This is a genomic window from Sphingomonas colocasiae (assembly GCF_019880585.1).
Lineage (GTDB): Bacteria > Pseudomonadota > Alphaproteobacteria > Sphingomonadales > Sphingomonadaceae > Sphingobium_A > Sphingobium_A colocasiae.
In genome coordinates, this window is record NZ_JAINVV010000009.1 from 371,925 (window position 1) to 390,136 (window position 18,212).

The following is an 18,212-nucleotide window of genomic DNA, read 5'->3' on the forward strand; positions in this document are numbered from 1 at the left end:
TCAGGCCTGCATGCCATATTGCTTGAGCAGGTCGTACAGCGTCGGCCGGCTGATCCCCAGCAACTTGGCGCTGCTCGAGATATTGCCCTCGCTGCGCGCCAGCGCCCGACGAATCGCCTTGCGATCGGCGGCTTCGCGCGCGGTCTTCAGGTTGATCACGTCGCCATCGTCGGCACGCGCCTGCCCTGGAAGATCGAGATCGGCGGCGGTGACCAGCCGGCCATCGGCCATGATCACCGCGCGCTTCATCCGATTCTCCAGCTCGCGGACATTGCCCGGCCAGTTCCAGGCATCGATCGCCGAAAGCGCGTCGGGCGCGAGGCCCTTCACCGCCGGATTCATGTCCTTGGCGAAGCGCAGGAGGAAGTGGCGTGCGAGCAACGGCGCATCCCCCGGCCGCTCGGCGAGCGAGGGGATACGGACGACGATTTCCGCCAGGCGATAATAAAGATCCTCGCGGAAGCGGCCGTCGGCGATCATCGCGTCCAGATTCTGATGCGTCGCGCAGACGATGCGCGTGTCGACCGCGATCGGAACCCGCCCGCCGATCCGTTCGATCACCCGTTCCTGCAGGAAACGCAGCAGCTTTACCTGAAGCGGCAGCGGAATATCCCCGACCTCGTCGAGGAAAAGCGTGCCGCCCTGCGCCTGTTCGATCTTGCCCTGATTGGTCTTCACCGCGCCGGTGAAGGCGCCCTTCTCATGCCCGAACAGTTCGGCTTCGAGCAGATTTTCGGGAATGGCGGCGCAATTGATCGCGACGAACGCACCATCGCGCCGGCCGCTCGACTGGTGCACGCCGCGCGCCAGCAATTCCTTGCCCGTGCCGCTCGCCCCCAGCAGCATCACCGATACGTCGGCGGTGGCGACGCGCTCGATCGTGCGCGCGACCTTCTGCATTTCCGGCGCGGCGGTGATCATCCCGCCCAGCACCGTCGCCTCGCTGCCGCCGGCCTGCGCCAGCCGCACATTCTCCGCCTCGATCGCGTGGAGCTGAAAGGCGCGGCGCACGATCAGCCCCAGTTCGTCGATATCGACGGGCTTCTGATAGAAATCATAGGCGCCGCTCGCGATCGCGCGCAGCGCGCTTTCACGCGCGCCATGGCCGGATGCGACGATCACCTTCGTATCCGGCTTGAGCGCGAGGATCTCGGCCAGCGTCGCGAACCCCTCGCTGGTGCCGTCTGGATCGGGCGGCAAACCCAGGTCGAGCGTGACCACGGCCGGTTCCTCGGCGCGCAACGCGGCGATCGCCGACGCACGATCGCCGACGGTGATCACCGAATAATCGTCATAAGCCCAGCGCAGCTGGCGCTGCAGCCCCTCGTCATCCTCGACGATAAGGAGCTTGGGTTTTTCGATCGTCATTGCATCTCCGGTATTCTGGACGCCGCCGGCAGCGTCACGATGAATTTGGTGCCTTCGCCTTCGCGGCTCTCCACGTCGATGCGGCCGCCCATCGCCGCGATCAGCGTGCGCGCCTCGAACGCGCCGACGCCGAAGCCGCCCTCCTTCGTCGACGCGAACGGCTTAAACAGACTCGAACGGACGAACTCCTGAGACATGCCCGCGCCACGGTCGCGCACCTCGATCGCGATCTCCGCGCCCTTGTCCACCAGGCTGAGCAAAACCGGCTCACCTGCCGGGCTGGCTTCGATCGCATTCTGGACAAGGTGCCCCAGCGCCTGTTCGAGCCGTGCGGGATCGGCGATCAACATCGGATCACCCACGGCCATGACCACCACTGGATGCTGGCGATTGCGGGCTGCCGCCACCGCCTCGACAATGCGCTGGCCGGACACGCGGCGCGGCTCCTCGTGCCGTCCCTTGTTGTGCTGCGACAGACGGGCGAGCAGATCGTTCATCTTGCCGACCGACGATTGCAGCGTCGCCACCATATCGGCGCGGAATTCGGGGTTGTCGGCATGGCGCTCGGCGTTGCGCGCGACCAGGCTGAGCTGGCTCACCAGATTCTTGATGTCGTGCATGATGAAGGCAAACCGACGATTGAATTCGTCGAAACGCCGCGCATCGCTCAACGCCTCCTGCCCCCGGGCCTCGGCAAGATAGCTCGCGATCTGGCGACCGACGATGCGCAACAGATCGAAATCCTCCCAATCGAGCGCACGATCGACCGGGGGTCGTTCAAGCAGCACCGCACCCTGAAGCCGGTCGAAATGGACGAGCGGCACCAATGCCCAGGCATCGGGAGTCCCCAGCATCCATTGCGGCAACAGCGCGGCTTCGCGATCGTGCCTCGGATCGTCGTGGCGCAGCGCGTCGAACTCGACGATCCGTCCGCTCGCCAGATGCGCCGCCAGACCCGCGTCGCCGCCAGCGCCCTGAACATCGAGCGACGACCAGTTCCACTGCGCCTGGACGCCCAGGCCGTCCGCCTCGCCGGGAACGAGCAACAGTCCCCCGGGTGATTCGGTGATGTCCGCAACGGCCTTGATCACCCGCACGTCGAGCGGCACGGCCCCTTCGCCAGGGCGGCCCAGCGTATCGGTGAAGCGGATCCATTCGGCACGATAGTCGTAGCGATGCCGGAAGAAATGCTTGGCGAGCTTGACGCGGAACCAGGCCCTGAAACGCGGCGACGGCAGCAGAGCGAGCGCGGCGACCGTCGCGGTCATCACGAAGCCCGCCTGAACGGTGCGCGCCAGCGCACCGCTGACCGATTCGATCACGCCCGCGACCAGCACCACCGCCACCAGATAGGCGCACAGCGCGATCAGCGAGAGCGACTGGAAGGTGACGGTGCGTGACAGCCGCAACTGCCATCGCTCGTTGCGGCGTAGCGCGAAGCCGAAAACGGGTGCCGCGACCACCATCGCGCAGCCGCGCAGCATGAACGCCTCTGAAGACCAGCCACCGCCCAGATAAGCCAATGTGTAGATGTTCAGGTCGATCAGCCATATGCCGGCCAGGCCGAACATGACGAGGCGGATTCCCCAGCGCGCTTCGGGTGCCGCCGCCGTGTAGAGATTGTGCACCAGCACAAGAGCCGCGACCGCGCTCATCATCCGCAGAACGAGCGAAAGATAGAAGAGCGCTTCCACGGTCGGCTCGGTCACCGGCAGGACGAGCGGGGCCAGATTGACCATCATCAGCCCCACGCCGAGCAGCGCGACCGCGATATAGATCAGCGTAACCCCGAACTTCTCGTCGCCGCGTCGCCCTTGGCGCAGCAGCAGATACATGAAGCCCAGCCAGCCCATGTTGCGCAACGTCTCCGCTCCCTGGCCGAGAACCGACCAGGATCCGGCCGCGGCCGCGGCGAATGCCCAGACCGCCGACAGGGCCAGCGCGCCGATCAGCGCCATGATCTGCGCACCGGCAATTCCGCGCCGCGCCTGCCAGGCGGCAAGCAGCGCGAACAGCCCGGCGGCGACCGCGTGACTCCAGATGCCGATGGTGGCGATCATCGCCCGTGCCTCAGCGTGCGCCCGCACCTTCCGGCCACAGCACGACGCGCGCGGTCTGCAGCAGGATCAGCAGGTCCAGGAAAGGTGTGTAGTTCTTCGCGTAATAAAGATCATATTCCAGCTTGTGGCGGCTATCCTCCAGGCTGGCGCCATAAGGATAATTGATCTGCGCCCAGCCGGTGATGCCCGGCTTCACCATATGGCGTTCGGCATAATAGGGCAGCTTCTGTTCGAGATCCTCGACGAACTGGCGCCGTTCCGGGCGCGGGCCGACAAAGCTCATCTCGCCCTTCAGCACGCTCCAGGTCTGCGGCAGTTCGTCGATCCGCGTCTTGCGGATGAAGCGACCGACACGGGTGACGCGCGGATCGTTCTTCTGCGCGAATACGGCCTTGCCGTCGCTCTCCGCATCGGTGCGCATCGAGCGCAGCTTGACGATGCTGAACTCCTCGCCGAACAGCCCGACACGCGCCTGACGGTAGAAAGCCGGGCCGCGGCTCTCCAGCTTGACCGCGATCGCCGCGATCAGGATCAGCGGCGCGGTCAGCACCAGCAGCAACAGGCTGGCGGTGACGTCGAACAACCTTTTGGCGATGCTCGACAGCCGCCGCCCCGACGAAAATCCGTCGGAGAAGATCAGCCAGCTCGGATTGACGCTCGCCAGGTCGACCCGGCCGGTCTCACGCTCGAGAAAGGTCGAGATCTCGTTGACATGGACGCCCGTGGTCTTGATCCGCAGCAGATCCTTGAGCGGCATCCCGTTGCGGCGTTCCTCGAGCGCCAACACGACTTCGCTGGCGTTGAGCAGCACGACATAATCGGCGAGATTGTAGATCGCGTCGCGGTTGATCGCCTCCGGGATCTCCTGCGGTCCATCGTTCATGCCGACATAACCGACGACGACGAAGCCGGCGCCCGGCTTCTGCGCCAGCGCCTTGACGCGCGCGGCGCGCGCACCCGCGCCGAGGACGACCAGACGGCGCTTGAACGCATGGCTGCCCAGCGCCTGGCCGAGCAGGATGCGCATCGCGAACAGGAAGACCGTCGCGAAGGCCATCGCGTAGAGCAGGTTGGACCGCCACAGGCTGAGTTCCGGGATCAGGAAGAACAGCGCGGAAAGGAACAGCACGCCGATCGAAATCGCGACCAGCAGGCGCGCGGCGGCGAAGCGCAGCGACTGAAGTGCGTCCGCGCCGTAAACGCCGACCGCGACCATCGCGAGTTGCAGCGTAGCGGCGAAGCTCAGCAGTTGCGGCCAGCGCGTTGCGATCGGCAACACCGACTGGTCGATCTGGCGCAGCCGGACCACCCAGCCGAGTTCGGCCGCGGTCAGCAGCAGCGCGAGATCGAGCAGACCGAGCAGCAGCACGGCATGCGGGATATAGTGCTTGAAGAATCTGATCACGTTCGCTCGTCCGTGCCGTAAAATAATCCGACAGGGGGAGTGTCGCTCAAATTGACAAAAAAATCCTGAAGACGGGGTTGCAACCATTTGCAGTGCTGCAATCTTTATCCGGCAGGTACGGCAAGTCGGGCCACAGGGGAGCCAATCCGTTTATGAACAGCACGCGCATCGTACCGGTCATCCTGTCTGGAGGATCGGGGACACGGCTCTGGCCGATGTCGCGCCCCGAAACCCCGAAACAGCTGCTGGCGCTCACGGCCGAGGAGACCATGCTGCAGTTGACCGCTCGCCGGACGCTTGACGAAGCACGCTTCGACCCGCCGATCATCGTTGCCAACGATGCGCATGCCGATACGGTCGAAACGCAACTCGCCAAGGTGGGTGTGGTCCCTCAGGCGCTGATCCTCGAACCGGTCGGGCGCAACACCGCGCCGGCGATCGCGCTTGCTGCGATCGCCGCCGATCCGGCCAGCCCATTGCTCGTGATGCCGAGCGACCATGTCATCACCGATCACGCCAGCTTTCGCCGAGCGATCGAAGCCGCATTGCCGCTTGCCGAGGATGGCTGGCTCGTCACGTTCGGCATCAGTCCCGACAAGCCCGAAACCGGCTATGGCTATATCGAGACGGGCGAGGCGCTCGCACCCGGCGTCCATCGCGTTGCCCGTTTCGTCGAGAAACCCGATCGCGCGACTGCCGAAGCCATGCTGGCGGCCGGTGGTCACGCCTGGAATGGCGGTATCTTCCTGTTCCGCGCCGACATCTTCCTGGACGCGCTTTCAGCCCACGCGCCCGCTATGCTCGCTTCGGTTCAGGCCGCCATGCGCGATGCCGAACGCGACGGCGGGCGCATCCACCCACATGCCGGGCATTTCGCCGAATCGCCGAGCGATTCGATCGACTATGCGGTGATGGAGAAAGCCGAGCGTGTCGCGGTGGTGCCGGTGGATATGGGCTGGTCCGATCTCGGCAGCTGGGACGCGCTACACGCGCTCAGCCGATGTGACGCCAGCGACAATGCCTGTGACGGCAACGCCATCCTGATCGACAGCCACAATTGCCTGGTGCGCAGCGACGGCCCCCGCATCGCACTGGTCGGTGTCGACGACCTGATCGTCGTCGCCAGCGGCAACGACATATTGATCCTGCCGCGTGGACGATCGCAGGACGTCCGCAAGGTAACCGACCATCTCAAGGAAGAGCAGAAATGATCGAGACACGTCCCCTGGGTTCGAGCGGTCTGAAGACGCCACGGCTGGTGTTGGGCGGCAATGTGTTCGGCTGGACCGTCGGCGACGCCGACTCGGACATGATCCTGGAGGGCTTTATCGAGCGGGGCGGAACGATGATCGATACCGCGGATGTTTATTCGGCCTGGATTGCCGGCCATGTGGGCGGCGAATCGGAAAGTGCGATCGGCGACTGGCTTGCGCGGCGCGGTCGGCGCGATGACGTACTCATCGCGACCAAGGTGGGCATGCTGCCCGGCGAGGGCGGCACGGGGCTGCACCCGGAGCGGATCGCGGCTGCGGTCGACGCATCGCTCAAGCGGCTGCGCACCGATTACATCGATCTCTATTACGCTCATCGGGATGATCCGGAGACGCCGATCGCGGATGTATTGGGCGCCTTTTCCCGGCTGGTCGAAACGGGCAAGGTACGGGCGCTGGGCGCGTCGAATTTCAGCGCCGAACGGCTGGCGGAGTCGCTCGACATCAGCGCCGCGCAGGGGCTGCCGGGCTATACCGTGCTTCAGCCCGAACTCAATCTGGTCAAGCGTGACGATTTCGAGGGCCGGCTGCAGATGCTGTGCATCGATCGCGGACTGGGCGTACTGACCTATTTCGCGCTGGCATCAGGGTTTCTGACAGGAAAATACCGCAAGGAAGCCGATTTCGGGCAAAGCCTGCGCGGAAGCCGCATGGCCGGCTATCTCGACGCCCGCGGGCAGGCGATCCTCGCCGCGCTCGATACGGTGGCAGGCGAAACCGGCGCGACGCCAGCGCAGGTCGCATTGGCCTGGAACGCCGCGCAGCCCGGCGTCACCGCACCGATCGCGAGCGCCACCAGCATGACCCAACTCGACGACATCGCGGCCGCGATGTCGCTCGACCTGAGCCCCGCCCAACTCACCCTGCTCGACGAAGCCAGTCTCGACAGATCCGATCGCTGATATCCCTCAGAGCCCGGACAAGTCCGAAATCACCGAGAGACAAGGCGTGCCGCGAAGCTCCAGCCTGATCCGGCCGCGCTCCGGGCGGGCGAGCCGGACGGGTGCTTCGCGCTCGTCGAGTCGGCGGCGCAGAAGGATCAGGCGGGTTTCCAGATTGTCCTTGAAATCGGGCAGGCGAAGGCGCGGATCCAGTCGCAATTCGCGATTGGTGAAATCGATCCGCCCCTGCTCCGCATGGATCGAGAGGAGATGGAACAGCAGCCGCCCCGGCACGCCCTTGATGACATAGGCATCGTCGATGAACAGGCTGTCGTCGAACGCGAAATAGCGGACATGGAAGGATCCGGTCGCCGATATGGGCGACCGCCGCGCCTCGATGCCGGAAGCGGGGGCGGATATATCGCCCCCCTCCTGCTCCGCCGCGCCGAGATGCCCTGCGAGCTGGGCGCCGACCATGACGAGCATGCGCTCATCCTCACGCGTGAAGGCGAAGCGGTGCGGCGATTCCGCGAACAGCACGCCGGCGAGCCGCCCGCGCGAAAGCATCGGCACGCCGAGCTGGCTTTGCGGATCCGCCAGCCCCGGCACGGGAATATGGCGTTCCGCGACCAGTCCGGACGTCGCGCGTGCCGCCTGGAACATGCGGTGACCACGGCTCATGTCGCTGATCCGCACCGCTACCCCGGTGGCCGCGGCAATACCGATCACGCCTTCGTTGAACGCGATTTCCGAACCGACGCCGGTATTGCCATAGCCGCGACTTGCCAGCGTGGTCAGCCGTGCCGCGCTCCCATCGGGCACGAGGATCATGAGATTGGTGAAGCCCGGCAGCGTCGTCAGCCGATCGAGCACGATGTCCAGCATCCGGTCCGGATCGCTTTCGAACGCGAGCTCGGCCGCCAGCGCGGCGCCGAAGGTGAGCTGTTCGGGCGCGGACCGATCGTCGCGCGGCGGCGGCGCGGGGCCGGGCGAGGGCACCGGCCGGCATTGCTCCACCCGGAAGATATCGGCGCTGCGCAGCGCCATCACCGATTCCATGCCGTGCTGCGAGCTGATCGCATCGAGATGCGCCGCCATGCGCCGGAACAATGTTCCCGTCCGTTCGGATCGGACAAAGACGAGGTCGAGCAGATATTGATCGCCCGATCGGCCATCGACCGCGAGCAGCGTGGCCCGGCCGCTGCGCGTGACATTGGCCGCGGTCTTGGAGAAGAACTGGTTCGACAGCGCCACATGCGCATCGTCGACATGGAAGACCTGCGACAGATAGGAGATGTTGGGCCGGCCATCACCGTCGGACGTGGCGATCACCGACGGGATCACGCCTTCGAAGCAATCGAGTATGTCGGACAGGGAAACGCTCATGCCGGAATCCGCTCGCCCGCGTGTGGCCCCGGCGTCTGATCGAACAGATCGTCCGCGCGGATCGCGACGCGCATCACCGCATCGATGCCGCACCAGCGATCGATCACATCGCGCTCGACGCCCAGCGCGCCCAGCATGCCGATCATCCGATCGATATAGTCATCGGCAAGCGCCATATCCGCCGCATCGCCCTCGCCCACCGTCTCGATCCGCCCCTTGAGCTGATAGGTGCGATATGTGCTCGGATGCACCAGGGTCAGCGCGACGGCGCGGCTCGGGCCGGCCGAGCGTGCGAGATCCGGCCATTGCCAGGCGGAGAAGACGACCTCGATCGGGCCATCTCCGGCCGGAAGCCGCAGCCCGAGGCATCGCCCCAGCGCAGCGCCGCCCGAGGCTTCACCGACGGCGATCACCATCATGACGGGTTGCTCCAGAAACGCGCGGAGCGTCGAGTGAATCATGGTGCCTGCCCCCAATCCCCACGAATGATTAGAGCCTGTTTGAGAAAGCGCGGAAGCACGCTTTCTGGAGGCGGTACCAGCCCGCTCCCCCGCCCAACCACCCGACAGGATCACGCTCGATCGGGTGGTTGGGCGGGGGAGCGGGCCGGTACCGGCTTTTCCAAACAGACTCCTAGCCGATTGCCGCGCGCTCCGAAATCACGCCGTTAGGAACCATTTAGGATGAGCGCCGAACCGTCAGCACCTAGACGCCCGCCATCCATCCGGCCGCGACGCCGGAATTGAAAGGACATGCCATGCTGACCACGACTTCATCCGATCTTCCGGCGACCGCCGGCCGCTGGGACATCTACGGCCCTGTGCACAAGGGACTGCGACGCGGGCACTGCGCTCTGCTGCAGCGCCTCGCCACCACCGATTTCACACGCGACACCACCGCGCTGATCGCCGATCTTCGCATGCATCTGATGCTGGGGGAAACGCATCTGGCCGATGAAGAGCGCTTCATCCACACGGCGCTCGAACGGCATTCGCCCGGTGCCGCATGCGATCTCGAGCGCGACCACGCGCACCACCGCGCACGCTTCACCGAGATCGAGGCCGCGATCGACGCGCTCGAAGCCGCCGCGGACCCGCGGCTTGCCGATGAGCGGGGACGGACGCTCCACCTGCTGTTCTCGCGTTTCGTTGCCGAGGATCTCGTTCATATGGCCGAGGAAGAGGAATCGGTCTGGCCACGGCTCTGCGCCCTGTTCAGCGATGTCGAGCTTGCCGAGATCGAAGCGGAGATCGTCGGCAGCCTGCCGCCCGAAATCGCGATGGGTTTCATGCAGTTGATGGTGCCCGCCACCAATGCCGCCGAGCGCGCGGCGCTGCTTGGCGGCATGAAAGCCAATGCGCCCGCCGAAGCCTATGCCGCCGTTTACGAACTTGCGGCGCGGCCCAGCCTGACGCCCGATCAGCTCGCGGACCTGGAGGCTCTCGGCCTCGCGGCGTAACGGTCAGCTCGTCGCGAGGCGCGTCTCGATCACGGGATCGCCCTGCAATGTCCGCTGGATCGGGCATTTGGCGGCGATCTCGACCAGCTTCGCGCGTTGCTCGTCGGACAGCGCCGGGCCGTGCAGGCGGATCACCTTGGTGAAATGATCGGTCCAGGCCGGGCGACCCTCGACATCGCCCTTGCGATGCGTGAGGCCCACTTCGACCTCGTCGAGTGGCCAGCCTTTCTGCCGCGCATAGAGCCGGATCGTCATCGCGGTGCATTCGCCGAGCGCCGCCAGCAACAGATCGTAGGGCGAAGGCCCGAGATTGCGGCCACCCGCGGCTTCGGGCTCGTCACCGTCGATGACATGGCCGGACACGACGATCCGAACCGCAAAATCGCTGCCGCCGCTTTCCTGGACGAGTGCGTCGATCCTGTCGGTCGCCATGATCAGCCCAGGGTCTCGGCGAGCAGTGTGTTCGCGCGCGGGCCGTTCCAGTCCATGCCGCCGACGACACGCCAGACCTCGCGGCCCTGCGCATCGTAGAGGATCGTCGTCGGCAGCATGCCGCTGCCATAGTTGAGCCCGAGCTTGTTCTCGGGATCGAGATAGGGCTTCAGCATCGCGAATCCCTTTTTCGCGAACCAGGGATGGACGACCTCGCCGCCCTTGCTGTCCTGCGCGACGGTGAGCACGACCAGCTTGTCTCGCGTGCGCGCCGCCAGCGCATCGAGCGTCGGCATTTCCTTCACGCACGGCCCGCACCACGTGGCCCAGAGATTGACGAGCACCGGCTTGCCCTTGAAGTCCGCCAGGCGGACGGTCTTGCCGTCGGGCGCCTCGAAACTGTCGGACGGCATCGGCTTGCCGCGATTCTCGATATCGAGCGAGCCGGTGAGTTCCTCCTCGGCGGGTTCGGCGCCCGTCGCATCGCCGCTTGCCTGTCGAGAGACGTTTTCGGCGTTCGCACTCGCTTGCGGGCTTGTCTGCGATTGCCTATCGCATCCGCCGAGCGCGAGGCAGCCGAGCGGGAGAAGCAAAATCAGCGATCGCAACAAATCCTCCAACAGCATGTGGGGCGGGCGCTTCAGCGAAGGGCCGGCTTCGGTGATGCGCGAGATTAACGCGTCGATTCCGTTCGACAAGCGCCTGTGGAGGCAGGACATCGCGGGATCCAAGGCGCATGTCGCCATGCTGGCGAAGCAAGGTATCGTCGCGGCGGCCGACGCCGAGGCGATCAGCGACGGGCTCGACCGAGTCGCCGCGGAATATGCGGCCGAGGGCGTTCCCGAGGATCTCGCGCTCGAAGACATCCATATGGTCACGGAAAGCCGGCTGGCCGAGCTGATCGGCCCCACCGCCGGCCGCCTCCACACCGCCCGCTCGCGCAACGATCAGGTCGCGACCGACTTCCGCCTGTGGGTGCGCGACGCGATCGATCAGGTCGAGGATGCCCTCGCCGCGCTTCAGCGCGCGCTCGTCACCCGCGCCGGCGAACATGCCGACAGCGTGATGCCGGGCTTCACCCATCTCCAGTCGGCGCAGCCGGTCACGCTCGGCCATCATCTGATGGCCTATTACGAGATGGTCGCGCGCGATCGTTCGCGCTTCACCGACGCGCGCGCCCGGCTGAACCGATGCCCGCTGGGATCGGCGGCGCTTGCCGGCACCGGCTATCCGATCGATCGCCACATGACGGCGGCCGCGCTCGGCTTCGACGGGCCGACCGCCAATTCGCTCGATTCGGTATCCGACCGCGATTTCGCGCTCGACTATCTGATGGCCGCCACCCAGTGCAGCCTGCACCTGTCGCGGCTGGCGGAGGAATTCATCATCTGGGCGAGCCAGCCCTTCGGCTTCGTCTCGCTGTCGGACCAATGGTCGACGGGATCGTCGATCATGCCGCAAAAGCGCAATCCCGACGCGGCCGAGCTGGTGCGCGGCCATGCCGGGCGGATCGCGGGCTGCATGACCGCGCTCACCATCACGATGAAGGGGCTGCCGCTCGCCTATTCGAAGGACATGCAGGACGACAAGCCGCCGGTGTTCGAGGCGCACGACCTGCTCGGCCTGTCGATCGCGGCGATGACGGGCATGGTCGAAAGCGCGACTTTCCGCACCGATCGCATGCGCGCGCTCGCCGAAAGCGGCTTTTCGACCGCGACCGACCTCGCCGACTGGCTGGTCCGCGAGGCGGGCCTGCCATTCCGCGAGGCACACCATGTCACCGGCCGCGCGGTCAAGCTGGCCGAGGATCGCGGTTGCCGGCTCGACCAGTTGCCGCTCGACGCGCTGCAGACCGTCGATCCGCGTATCGCGGAAAGCTGTTTCGCGCTATTGAGCGTCGATGCCTCGGTCGCGAGCCGCGCCAGCCATGGCGGCACCGCGCCGTCGCAGGTGCGCGAACGCATCGCCGAGGCCAGGACCAGCCTGGGAATGACCGAATGAAGAAAGCGTTCGCCGTCCTGACGATGTTCGCGCTCAGCGCCGCGCTGGCCGCGTGCGGCAGCAAGAAGCCGCTCACGCGTCCGGCCGGCGACCCGGTACCGGCAAAGCCCGCCACGGCGGAGACCGCGCCCGATTCGGACGCACTGGTGACTCCCGATTCGCAGGCACGCCCCAATCGCAACGACGAAGTGCTCAAGCGCTCGCAACGCCGCCAGGACGACCGATTCGACCTGCCGCCAACGGATTGATCCCATGGACTATTTCACGCTTCGCGACGGCGCGCTTCACGCCGAGGATGTTCCGCTGACCGCGATCGCGGACGCGGTGGGCACGCCCGTCTATGTCTATTCGGCGGCGACGATCGAGCGGCACATCCGCGTCTTCCGCGACGCGCTGGCCGGCGCCGGCGAAGGCGAGCCGCTGATCGCCTTCGCGGTGAAGGCGAATCCCAACGGCGCCGTGCTCGCGGCGATGGCGCGCGCCGGGCTCGGCGCGGACGTCGTATCGGCCGGCGAATTGCTGCGCGCGGTGGCCGCCGGCATCGCGCCGGAAAAGATCGTGTTCTCAGGCGTCGGCAAGACGCGCGAGGAAATGGCGATCGCGCTGTCGCACGGCATCGGCCAGTTCAACCTGGAATCCGAGCCAGAGGCCGTGACGCTTTCCGCCGTGGCGAGCGAGATGGGGCGCGAAGTGGCCGTCGCCTATCGCGTCAATCCGGATGTCGATGCCGGTACCCATGCCAAGATCTCCACCGGCAAGTCGGAGAACAAGTTCGGCATCCCGATCGATACCGCGCCCGAGGCCTATGCCCGGCTGTCAGCACTTCCCGGACTGAAGGCGCAGGGCGTCGCGGTCCATATCGGAAGCCAGCTCACCGACCTCGCCCCGCTCGAGGCCGCCTTCGCCAAGGTTGGGACGCTGATCACTGAACTCCGCGCCGCCGGCCATGCGATCACCCTGGCCGATCTCGGCGGCGGGCTGGGCGTTTCCTATAATCCCGCGCTGCCGCTGCCGCCGAGCCCCGCCGATTACGGCGCGATGGTGAAGCGCGTGACCACGGGCTGGGGCGTCAGACTGGCGTTCGAGCCCGGCCGGCTGATCGTCGCCAATGCCGGCCTGCTGCTGTCGCGCGTGATCCGCGTGAAGGATGGCGCCGCCCACCCATGGGTGATCGTCGATGCGGCGATGAACGATCTGCTGCGCCCGAGCCTGTACGATGCCTGGCACGATATCCGCGCCATCGCACCCACCGGCGAACGCATCGTGGCGAATATCGTGGGACCGGTCTGCGAAAGCGGCGACACCTTCGCGATCGCGCGCGAGATGGATGCCGTGTCCGATGGCGATCTGGTCGCCTTCTTCTCGGCCGGCGCCTATGGCGCCACCATGGCGGGCACCTATAACAGCCGCGCGCTGGTGCCCGAGGTGATGGTGTCGGGCGACAAATGGGCGGTGGTGCGGCCGAGACCGCCGCTGGAGGCGCTGATCGAGGCGGAAACCATCCCGGATTGGCTCAAGGCCTGAACAGGCCGGCTTGCGGACTTGGCAAGCGCCGCGCGCCGCGCGAAAAGCGGGCCGATGCACAGCCTGCCCGTCTTCCTGAAGCTCCGCGATCGCCCGGTCATCCTGCTGGGTGACGGCGAAGCGGCGGCGGCGAAACGCCGCCTGCTCGAACGCGCCGGCGCCATCCCCTCCAACGAGGATGTGACGGCGGCGCTGGCGATCGTCGCGATCGAGGATGATGCCGAAGCCGAGGCGGCGACCGCCCGACTGAAGGCGCGCGGCATCCTGGTCAATGCGCCCGATCGCCCGAAACTCTGCGATTTCACCTTGCCCGCGATCGTGGATCGCGATCCCGTGATGATCGCGATCGGCACGGGCGGAGCGTCAGCGGGCCTTGCCAAGGCGCTGCGCCAACGGCTCGACGCGCTGCTGCCCGCATCGCTCGGCGGACTCGCGGTGGCGCTCGATCGCGCACGGCGGGCGATCCGGACGCGCTGGCCGGATGCCGCCGACCGCCGCCGCGCGATCGACGCGGCCCTCGAAGGTCCGCTCGATCCATTGCGCGCCGATGCCGCCGACACGGTGAACGACTGGCTCGAATCACCGTCGGACGCCATTTCCGCCGGACTGGTCTTCATCACCGTGCGGTCCGATGATCCCGACGATCTTACGCTCGGCGAAGCCCGGCTGCTCGGTCAGGCCGACCATGTCTACCATAGCCCGGCGATCCATCCCCGCATCCTGGCGCGCGCGCGCGCCGATGCCGCACGGACGGTGGCGACGGCGCCACCGGCATCGCCGCCAGCGGGATTATCGCTCTATCTGCTCGGAAAGGCCGCGCCATGACCTTCGCCTGGATCGTGGATGGCGATGGCGGTCGCAAGGTCGCGCTCGATGCCGCAGCGGCGGCCAACGGATCGGCCGATTTCGTCTGGTTCCACCTGGATGGCCGCCAGCATGAATCGCTCGAATGGCTCGCCGCGCGCGGCGGAATCCCGGAGATCGCGCGCGGCGCGCTGATCGCGGAGGAGACGCGGCCGCGCAGCGAACCCATGGGCGAAGGCGCGCTGATCAACCTGCGCGCGCTGGGCAAGACGCCCGAGGACGATCCCGACGCGCTGGTTTCGATCCGGATCTGGGCGCAGCGCGGCAGCGTGATCTCGGTGTGCTTTCGCACGCCGTCGGCGATCGACACGGTGTGCGAGGCCGTCGCGCGGGGCGTGGTGCGCGATCCCGGCGACCTCATTTCCGAAATCGCCACCGCGATCTCGCGCGAGCTCGATCCGCAGGTCGCCGAGCTGGGCGATACGCTCGACGATTGCGAGACCGCGCTGGAAGCACAGGGCGTCTACAAGATGCGCCGGATGATCGCGCGTGCGCGTGCCAAGGCCATCGCCTATCGCCGCTTCCTCGTGCCGCAGCGCCAGGCGCTCGAACGGCTTTCGGCGCTCGATGCGGACTGGCTGGAGGAACAGGACCGGATGCATCTGCGCGAGGCCGCCGATCGCTGCGCGCGGATGGCGGAGGAACTGGAAGCGGTGCGCGAACGCGCGGCGCTGATGCATGAGGAATTGACCGACCTGCGCGCCGAACTGATGGATTCGCGCGCGCTGATGATCTCGATCGTCGCGCTGGTGTTCCTGCCGCTGACCTTCATCACCGGCCTTCTCGGCATGAATGTGAAGGGCATACCCTTCGCTGAGGCGCCCTGGGCGTTCTGGGGTGTCGTTGGTGTCTGTCTGGCGATCGGCGTGGCGATCAGCGCGTGGTTCGCCGCGCGGCATTGGCTGGGGCGCTGACCGCGATCCCCGGCCGTCAGGCGCTCATCCGGTCGATCTGCTGCTGAAGCCGCTGGCGTTCCGCCTGCATGAACGCGATTCGCTCGCGCAATTCGCCGATCTCGATCGCGCGGTGCGCGATGCGTTCGTCGAGCGCGATGTTGGACCGCCGCAGTTCGGCGATATTGCGCGCGCGTTCGATCAGCCGCTCCATGCGCGCGGCGAGCACATCGAACGCGAAGGGTTTGGCGATATGATCGTCGGCTCCGGCGTTGAGCGCTTCGATCACCGCGCCGGGATCGTTCCTCGCCGAAACCATCATGACCGGCACATGCGTCGTCGCATGATTCGAGCGGATCTCGCTCAGCACCGAAAATCCGGCCTGGCCGCGCAGTTCCATGTCGAGCAGGATCAGATCGAAGCAGCGGCCCTGCATGCGATCGAGCGCTTCGCGCGCGCTCGAGCACAGGGACGCGCGATAGCCGCCCTGGATCAGCTTGCGGCCGATTTCGTCGCGACTTCCGGAATCCCCGTCGACGACGAGTATGTCCCTGGTGCCGCCGGGCGCATGAGTCGAAGCCTGATCCATGCCGATGGCGTAACCCGGCAGCCGTCACAAAATGGTTAACACAGCGGGAACCCGGGATTCAGATCAACGCCAGCGCCGAGAGCTCCCCGCGCAGCGCGGCGGGCAGTTCGCCCAGCGCGCCATGCCCGGCATCGATATCGGCCGGCGCGTCCTGGCCCTCCAGATAGCGCCAGCCCTGATGCGCGCGACGCGGCCGTTCGAGCACCGGCACCAGCCGCGCGGCGACCAGGATCTGCCAGCGCCGCGAATCCTCCATCTCGGCGAAGCCCAGTATCTCCTGCCGCGCGACGAGCCGGTGCTTGATGATCCAGTAGAGCGATCCGCCGATCAGTTCCGCATGACGCGTCGGGCGATAGCGCGTCGTCACCACCGCGACCTCGTTTTCGGCGCGCGCGGCGATGCGTTCGGCCAATATGTCGAGCGAGGCGCAGCCGACCGCGACCTTGGTGATGTTGAGCGGAGCCATAAGTGCAATTTGGCGGCGCAGTCCGCCGGGTTCAACCCGGGTCCGTCGAGATTCCTGGAACATGCTGTGATCCGCCGGAAGCGGATCGCATGCTCCAGGTTTTGCTTTGCCGCGATTTTCGAGCCGTTCGATGATTCCGAACTGCAGATCGCTCTAACGGACCAGGCCGCTGGCGCTGGCGAGGCCGAGAAAGACCAGAAAACCCATTGAATCGGTCATCATCGTCACGAAGACCGAGGATGCCACGGCGGGATCGGCGTCGAGCTTTTCCAGCGTCAATGGAATCAGAACCCCCGCAAGGCCGGCGATCAGGATGTTCGCGAGCATCGCCGCGGCGATGACCGCGCCGAGCTGGTGATTGGAGAAGACCAGCGCGACACCGACGCCGATCACCGCGGCGACGGTGACGCCGTTGAGCATCGCGACGCGAATCTCGCGCCGGATCGTCCGCCAGGTGTTCGACTGGGTGAGCTGGTTGGTGGCAAGCGCGCGCACGGTGACCGCCATGGTCTGCGTGCCGGCATTGCCGCCGACGCCCGCGACGATCGGCATCAGCGCGGCGAGCGTCACCATCTTGCTGATCGTGCCTTCGAACAGGCTGATGATGGTCGCGGCGACCAGGGCCGTGCCCAGATTGGCGATCAGCCAGCGGACACGGCTCTTGTAACTGTCGAGCACCGGCTCGTTGATGTCGCCTTCACCCGCGCCGGACAGCTTGAGGATATCCTCCCCGGCCTCTTCCTGAATGATGTGAACCACGTCGTCGACGGTGATCATGCCGACCAGCCGGCCCGCGCCGTCGACCACCGCCGCCGAGATCAGCGCGTATTTCTGGAATCGGAGCGCGACTTCCTCCTGATCCATATCGACGGGGATCAGCGTCTGTTCGCGCTTCATGACGTCGGAGATGGCGATCGATCGCGGCGTGCGGAGGATCCACGACAGCGCGCAAGCACCGATCGGCTTGTGGCCGGTATCGACCACGAAGATCTCCCAGAAATCGGTGGTGAGATCCTCGTTCCTGCGCAGATAGTCGAGCACGTCGCCGACCGTCCAATGCTCGGGCACCGCGATCAGCTCGCGCTGCATCAGGCGGCCGGCGGTTTCCTCGCCATAGCTCAGCGCTTCTTCGATCGCGGCGCGATCGTCGGGCGCCAGCGCGCGGAGAACGGCGCGCTGGTCGTCCTCCTCCATGTCCTCGATGATCGCGACGGCGTCGTCGGTATCGAGTTCGCCCGCGATTTCCGCCACTTCGTGCGGATCGAGCGCGTCGATCAGGTCCTCGCGGACCCAATCGTTCATTTCGGCGAAGACGTCGGCGTCGAGCAGGTCCGAAATCGCGGCGGCGAGCGCGCGGCGCTCCTCCGCCGGGGTCAGTTCGAACAAATCGGCGATGTCGGCGGGGTGAAGCGGTTCGACCAGCGCGCGGGCGCCTTCCGAATCGCCCTCCTCGACGCGTTCGAGCACCGCGCTCACGAATTCCGGCTTCAGCCGATCGTCGGCATCCAGGCTGGTTTCGGGCGGCCCCGCATCGGACCCGTCCTGTTCATGGCCGGGCGGCGGCGGATTCAGCTCGTCTAGGCTCATGCGGTTCTCCGCCGGATCGTGCCGCG

18 protein-coding genes are annotated in these 18,212 nt (G+C 66.4%); 8 read left to right on the top strand and 10 right to left on the bottom strand.

Annotation, left to right across the window (positions count from 1 at the left end; genetic code table 11):
- The 3 genes from prsR to K7G82_RS20415 are packed head-to-tail and all read right to left on the bottom strand — an operon-like array spanning position 1 to position 4,833.
- A complete protein-coding gene (prsR, locus tag K7G82_RS20405) occupies positions 1 to 1,368 on the bottom strand; it encodes a PEP-CTERM-box response regulator transcription factor (protein ID WP_222991759.1) in 1,368 nt (455 codons plus the stop codon).
- A complete protein-coding gene (gene prsK, locus K7G82_RS20410) occupies positions 1,365 to 3,428 on the bottom strand; it encodes an XrtA/PEP-CTERM system histidine kinase PrsK (RefSeq protein ID WP_222991760.1) in 2,064 nt (687 codons plus the stop codon). The genes prsR and prsK overlap by 4 nt, the downstream gene beginning before the upstream one ends.
- 10 nt (positions 3,429 to 3,438) lie before the next feature.
- Entirely contained in the window at positions 3,439 to 4,833 is a 1,395-nt protein-coding gene (locus K7G82_RS20415; RefSeq protein WP_222991761.1) for a TIGR03013 family XrtA/PEP-CTERM system glycosyltransferase, read from the bottom strand.
- Positions 4,834 to 4,985: 152 nt separating this feature from the next.
- Here K7G82_RS20415 and K7G82_RS20420 point away from each other — a divergent pair, with 152 nt between their 5' ends.
- Positions 4,986 to 6,044, top strand: a complete 1,059-nt coding sequence (locus K7G82_RS20420; protein ID WP_222991762.1) for a mannose-1-phosphate guanylyltransferase/mannose-6-phosphate isomerase — start codon at positions 4,986 to 4,988, stop codon at positions 6,042 to 6,044.
- Positions 6,041 to 7,006 carry an aldo/keto reductase gene (locus tag K7G82_RS20425; RefSeq protein ID WP_222991763.1) on the top strand — a complete coding sequence of 322 codons (966 nt, stop codon included), beginning with the start codon at positions 6,041 to 6,043 and terminating at the stop codon, positions 7,004 to 7,006. Before K7G82_RS20420 ends, K7G82_RS20425 begins: the two co-directional genes overlap by 4 nt.
- 6 nt (positions 7,007 to 7,012) lie before the next feature.
- On the opposite strand, the gene K7G82_RS20430 is transcribed toward K7G82_RS20425, so the two are convergent.
- A complete protein-coding gene (locus tag K7G82_RS20430; RefSeq protein WP_222991764.1) occupies positions 7,013 to 8,371 on the bottom strand; it encodes a GAF domain-containing protein in 1,359 nt (452 codons plus the stop codon).
- Entirely contained in the window at positions 8,368 to 8,790 is a 423-nt protein-coding gene (locus K7G82_RS20435; protein ID WP_222991765.1) for a hypothetical protein, read from the bottom strand. Before K7G82_RS20435 ends, K7G82_RS20430 begins: the two co-directional genes overlap by 4 nt.
- Before the next feature lie 338 nt (positions 8,791 to 9,128).
- Here K7G82_RS20435 and K7G82_RS20440 point away from each other — a divergent pair, with 338 nt between their 5' ends.
- Entirely contained in the window at positions 9,129 to 9,830 is a 702-nt protein-coding gene (locus K7G82_RS20440) for a hemerythrin domain-containing protein (RefSeq protein WP_222991766.1), read from the top strand.
- Positions 9,831 to 9,833: 3 nt separating this feature from the next.
- On the opposite strand, the gene K7G82_RS20445 is transcribed toward K7G82_RS20440, so the two are convergent.
- Together K7G82_RS20445 and K7G82_RS20450 are read right to left on the bottom strand one after the other, a co-directional pair.
- The gene (locus K7G82_RS20445) at positions 9,834 to 10,262 is read right to left on the bottom strand and encodes an OsmC family protein (RefSeq protein WP_222991767.1); all 429 of its coding nucleotides are present in this window, start codon (positions 10,260 to 10,262) and stop codon (positions 9,834 to 9,836) included.
- A gap of 2 nt (positions 10,263 to 10,264) precedes the next feature.
- Positions 10,265 to 10,870, bottom strand: a complete 606-nt coding sequence (locus tag K7G82_RS20450; RefSeq protein ID WP_343228619.1) for a TlpA family protein disulfide reductase — start codon at positions 10,868 to 10,870, stop codon at positions 10,265 to 10,267.
- A 16-nt stretch (positions 10,871 to 10,886) separates the two neighbouring features.
- On the opposite strand from K7G82_RS20450, the gene argH reads away from it, so the two are divergent.
- From argH to K7G82_RS20475, 5 genes are read left to right on the top strand one after another with little or no spacing between them, the layout of a single operon-like run.
- On the top strand, positions 10,887 to 12,263 hold the full coding sequence (gene argH, locus K7G82_RS20455; RefSeq protein WP_222991769.1) for an argininosuccinate lyase: 1,377 nt from the start codon (positions 10,887 to 10,889) through the stop codon (positions 12,261 to 12,263).
- A complete protein-coding gene (locus tag K7G82_RS20460; protein ID WP_222991770.1) occupies positions 12,260 to 12,511 on the top strand; it encodes an LptM family lipoprotein in 252 nt (83 codons plus the stop codon). Before argH ends, K7G82_RS20460 begins: the two co-directional genes overlap by 4 nt.
- A gap of 4 nt (positions 12,512 to 12,515) precedes the next feature.
- A complete protein-coding gene (lysA, locus tag K7G82_RS20465; protein WP_222991771.1) occupies positions 12,516 to 13,787 on the top strand; it encodes a diaminopimelate decarboxylase in 1,272 nt (423 codons plus the stop codon).
- Positions 13,788 to 13,841: 54 nt separating this feature from the next.
- On the top strand, positions 13,842 to 14,612 hold the full coding sequence (locus tag K7G82_RS20470; protein ID WP_222991772.1) for a precorrin-2 dehydrogenase/sirohydrochlorin ferrochelatase family protein: 771 nt from the start codon (positions 13,842 to 13,844) through the stop codon (positions 14,610 to 14,612).
- The gene (locus K7G82_RS20475; RefSeq protein ID WP_222991773.1) at positions 14,609 to 15,565 is read left to right on the top strand and encodes a zinc transporter ZntB; all 957 of its coding nucleotides are present in this window, start codon (positions 14,609 to 14,611) and stop codon (positions 15,563 to 15,565) included. Before K7G82_RS20470 ends, K7G82_RS20475 begins: the two co-directional genes overlap by 4 nt.
- A gap of 16 nt (positions 15,566 to 15,581) precedes the next feature.
- Here the strand turns inward: K7G82_RS20475 and K7G82_RS20480 are convergent, their stop codons facing one another.
- From K7G82_RS20480 to mgtE, 3 genes are all read right to left on the bottom strand, one after another.
- Complete coding sequence (locus tag K7G82_RS20480) at positions 15,582 to 16,133, bottom strand: response regulator transcription factor (protein ID WP_222991774.1); 552 nt, start codon at positions 16,131 to 16,133, stop codon at positions 15,582 to 15,584.
- A 58-nt stretch (positions 16,134 to 16,191) separates the two neighbouring features.
- Positions 16,192 to 16,599 carry a DUF1489 family protein gene (locus tag K7G82_RS20485; protein ID WP_222991775.1) on the bottom strand — a complete coding sequence of 136 codons (408 nt, stop codon included), beginning with the start codon at positions 16,597 to 16,599 and terminating at the stop codon, positions 16,192 to 16,194.
- Positions 16,600 to 16,752: 153 nt separating this feature from the next.
- The gene (gene mgtE / locus K7G82_RS20490) at positions 16,753 to 18,186 is read right to left on the bottom strand and encodes a magnesium transporter (RefSeq protein WP_222991776.1); all 1,434 of its coding nucleotides are present in this window, start codon (positions 18,184 to 18,186) and stop codon (positions 16,753 to 16,755) included.
- Positions 18,187 to 18,212: the final 26 nt, after the last annotated feature.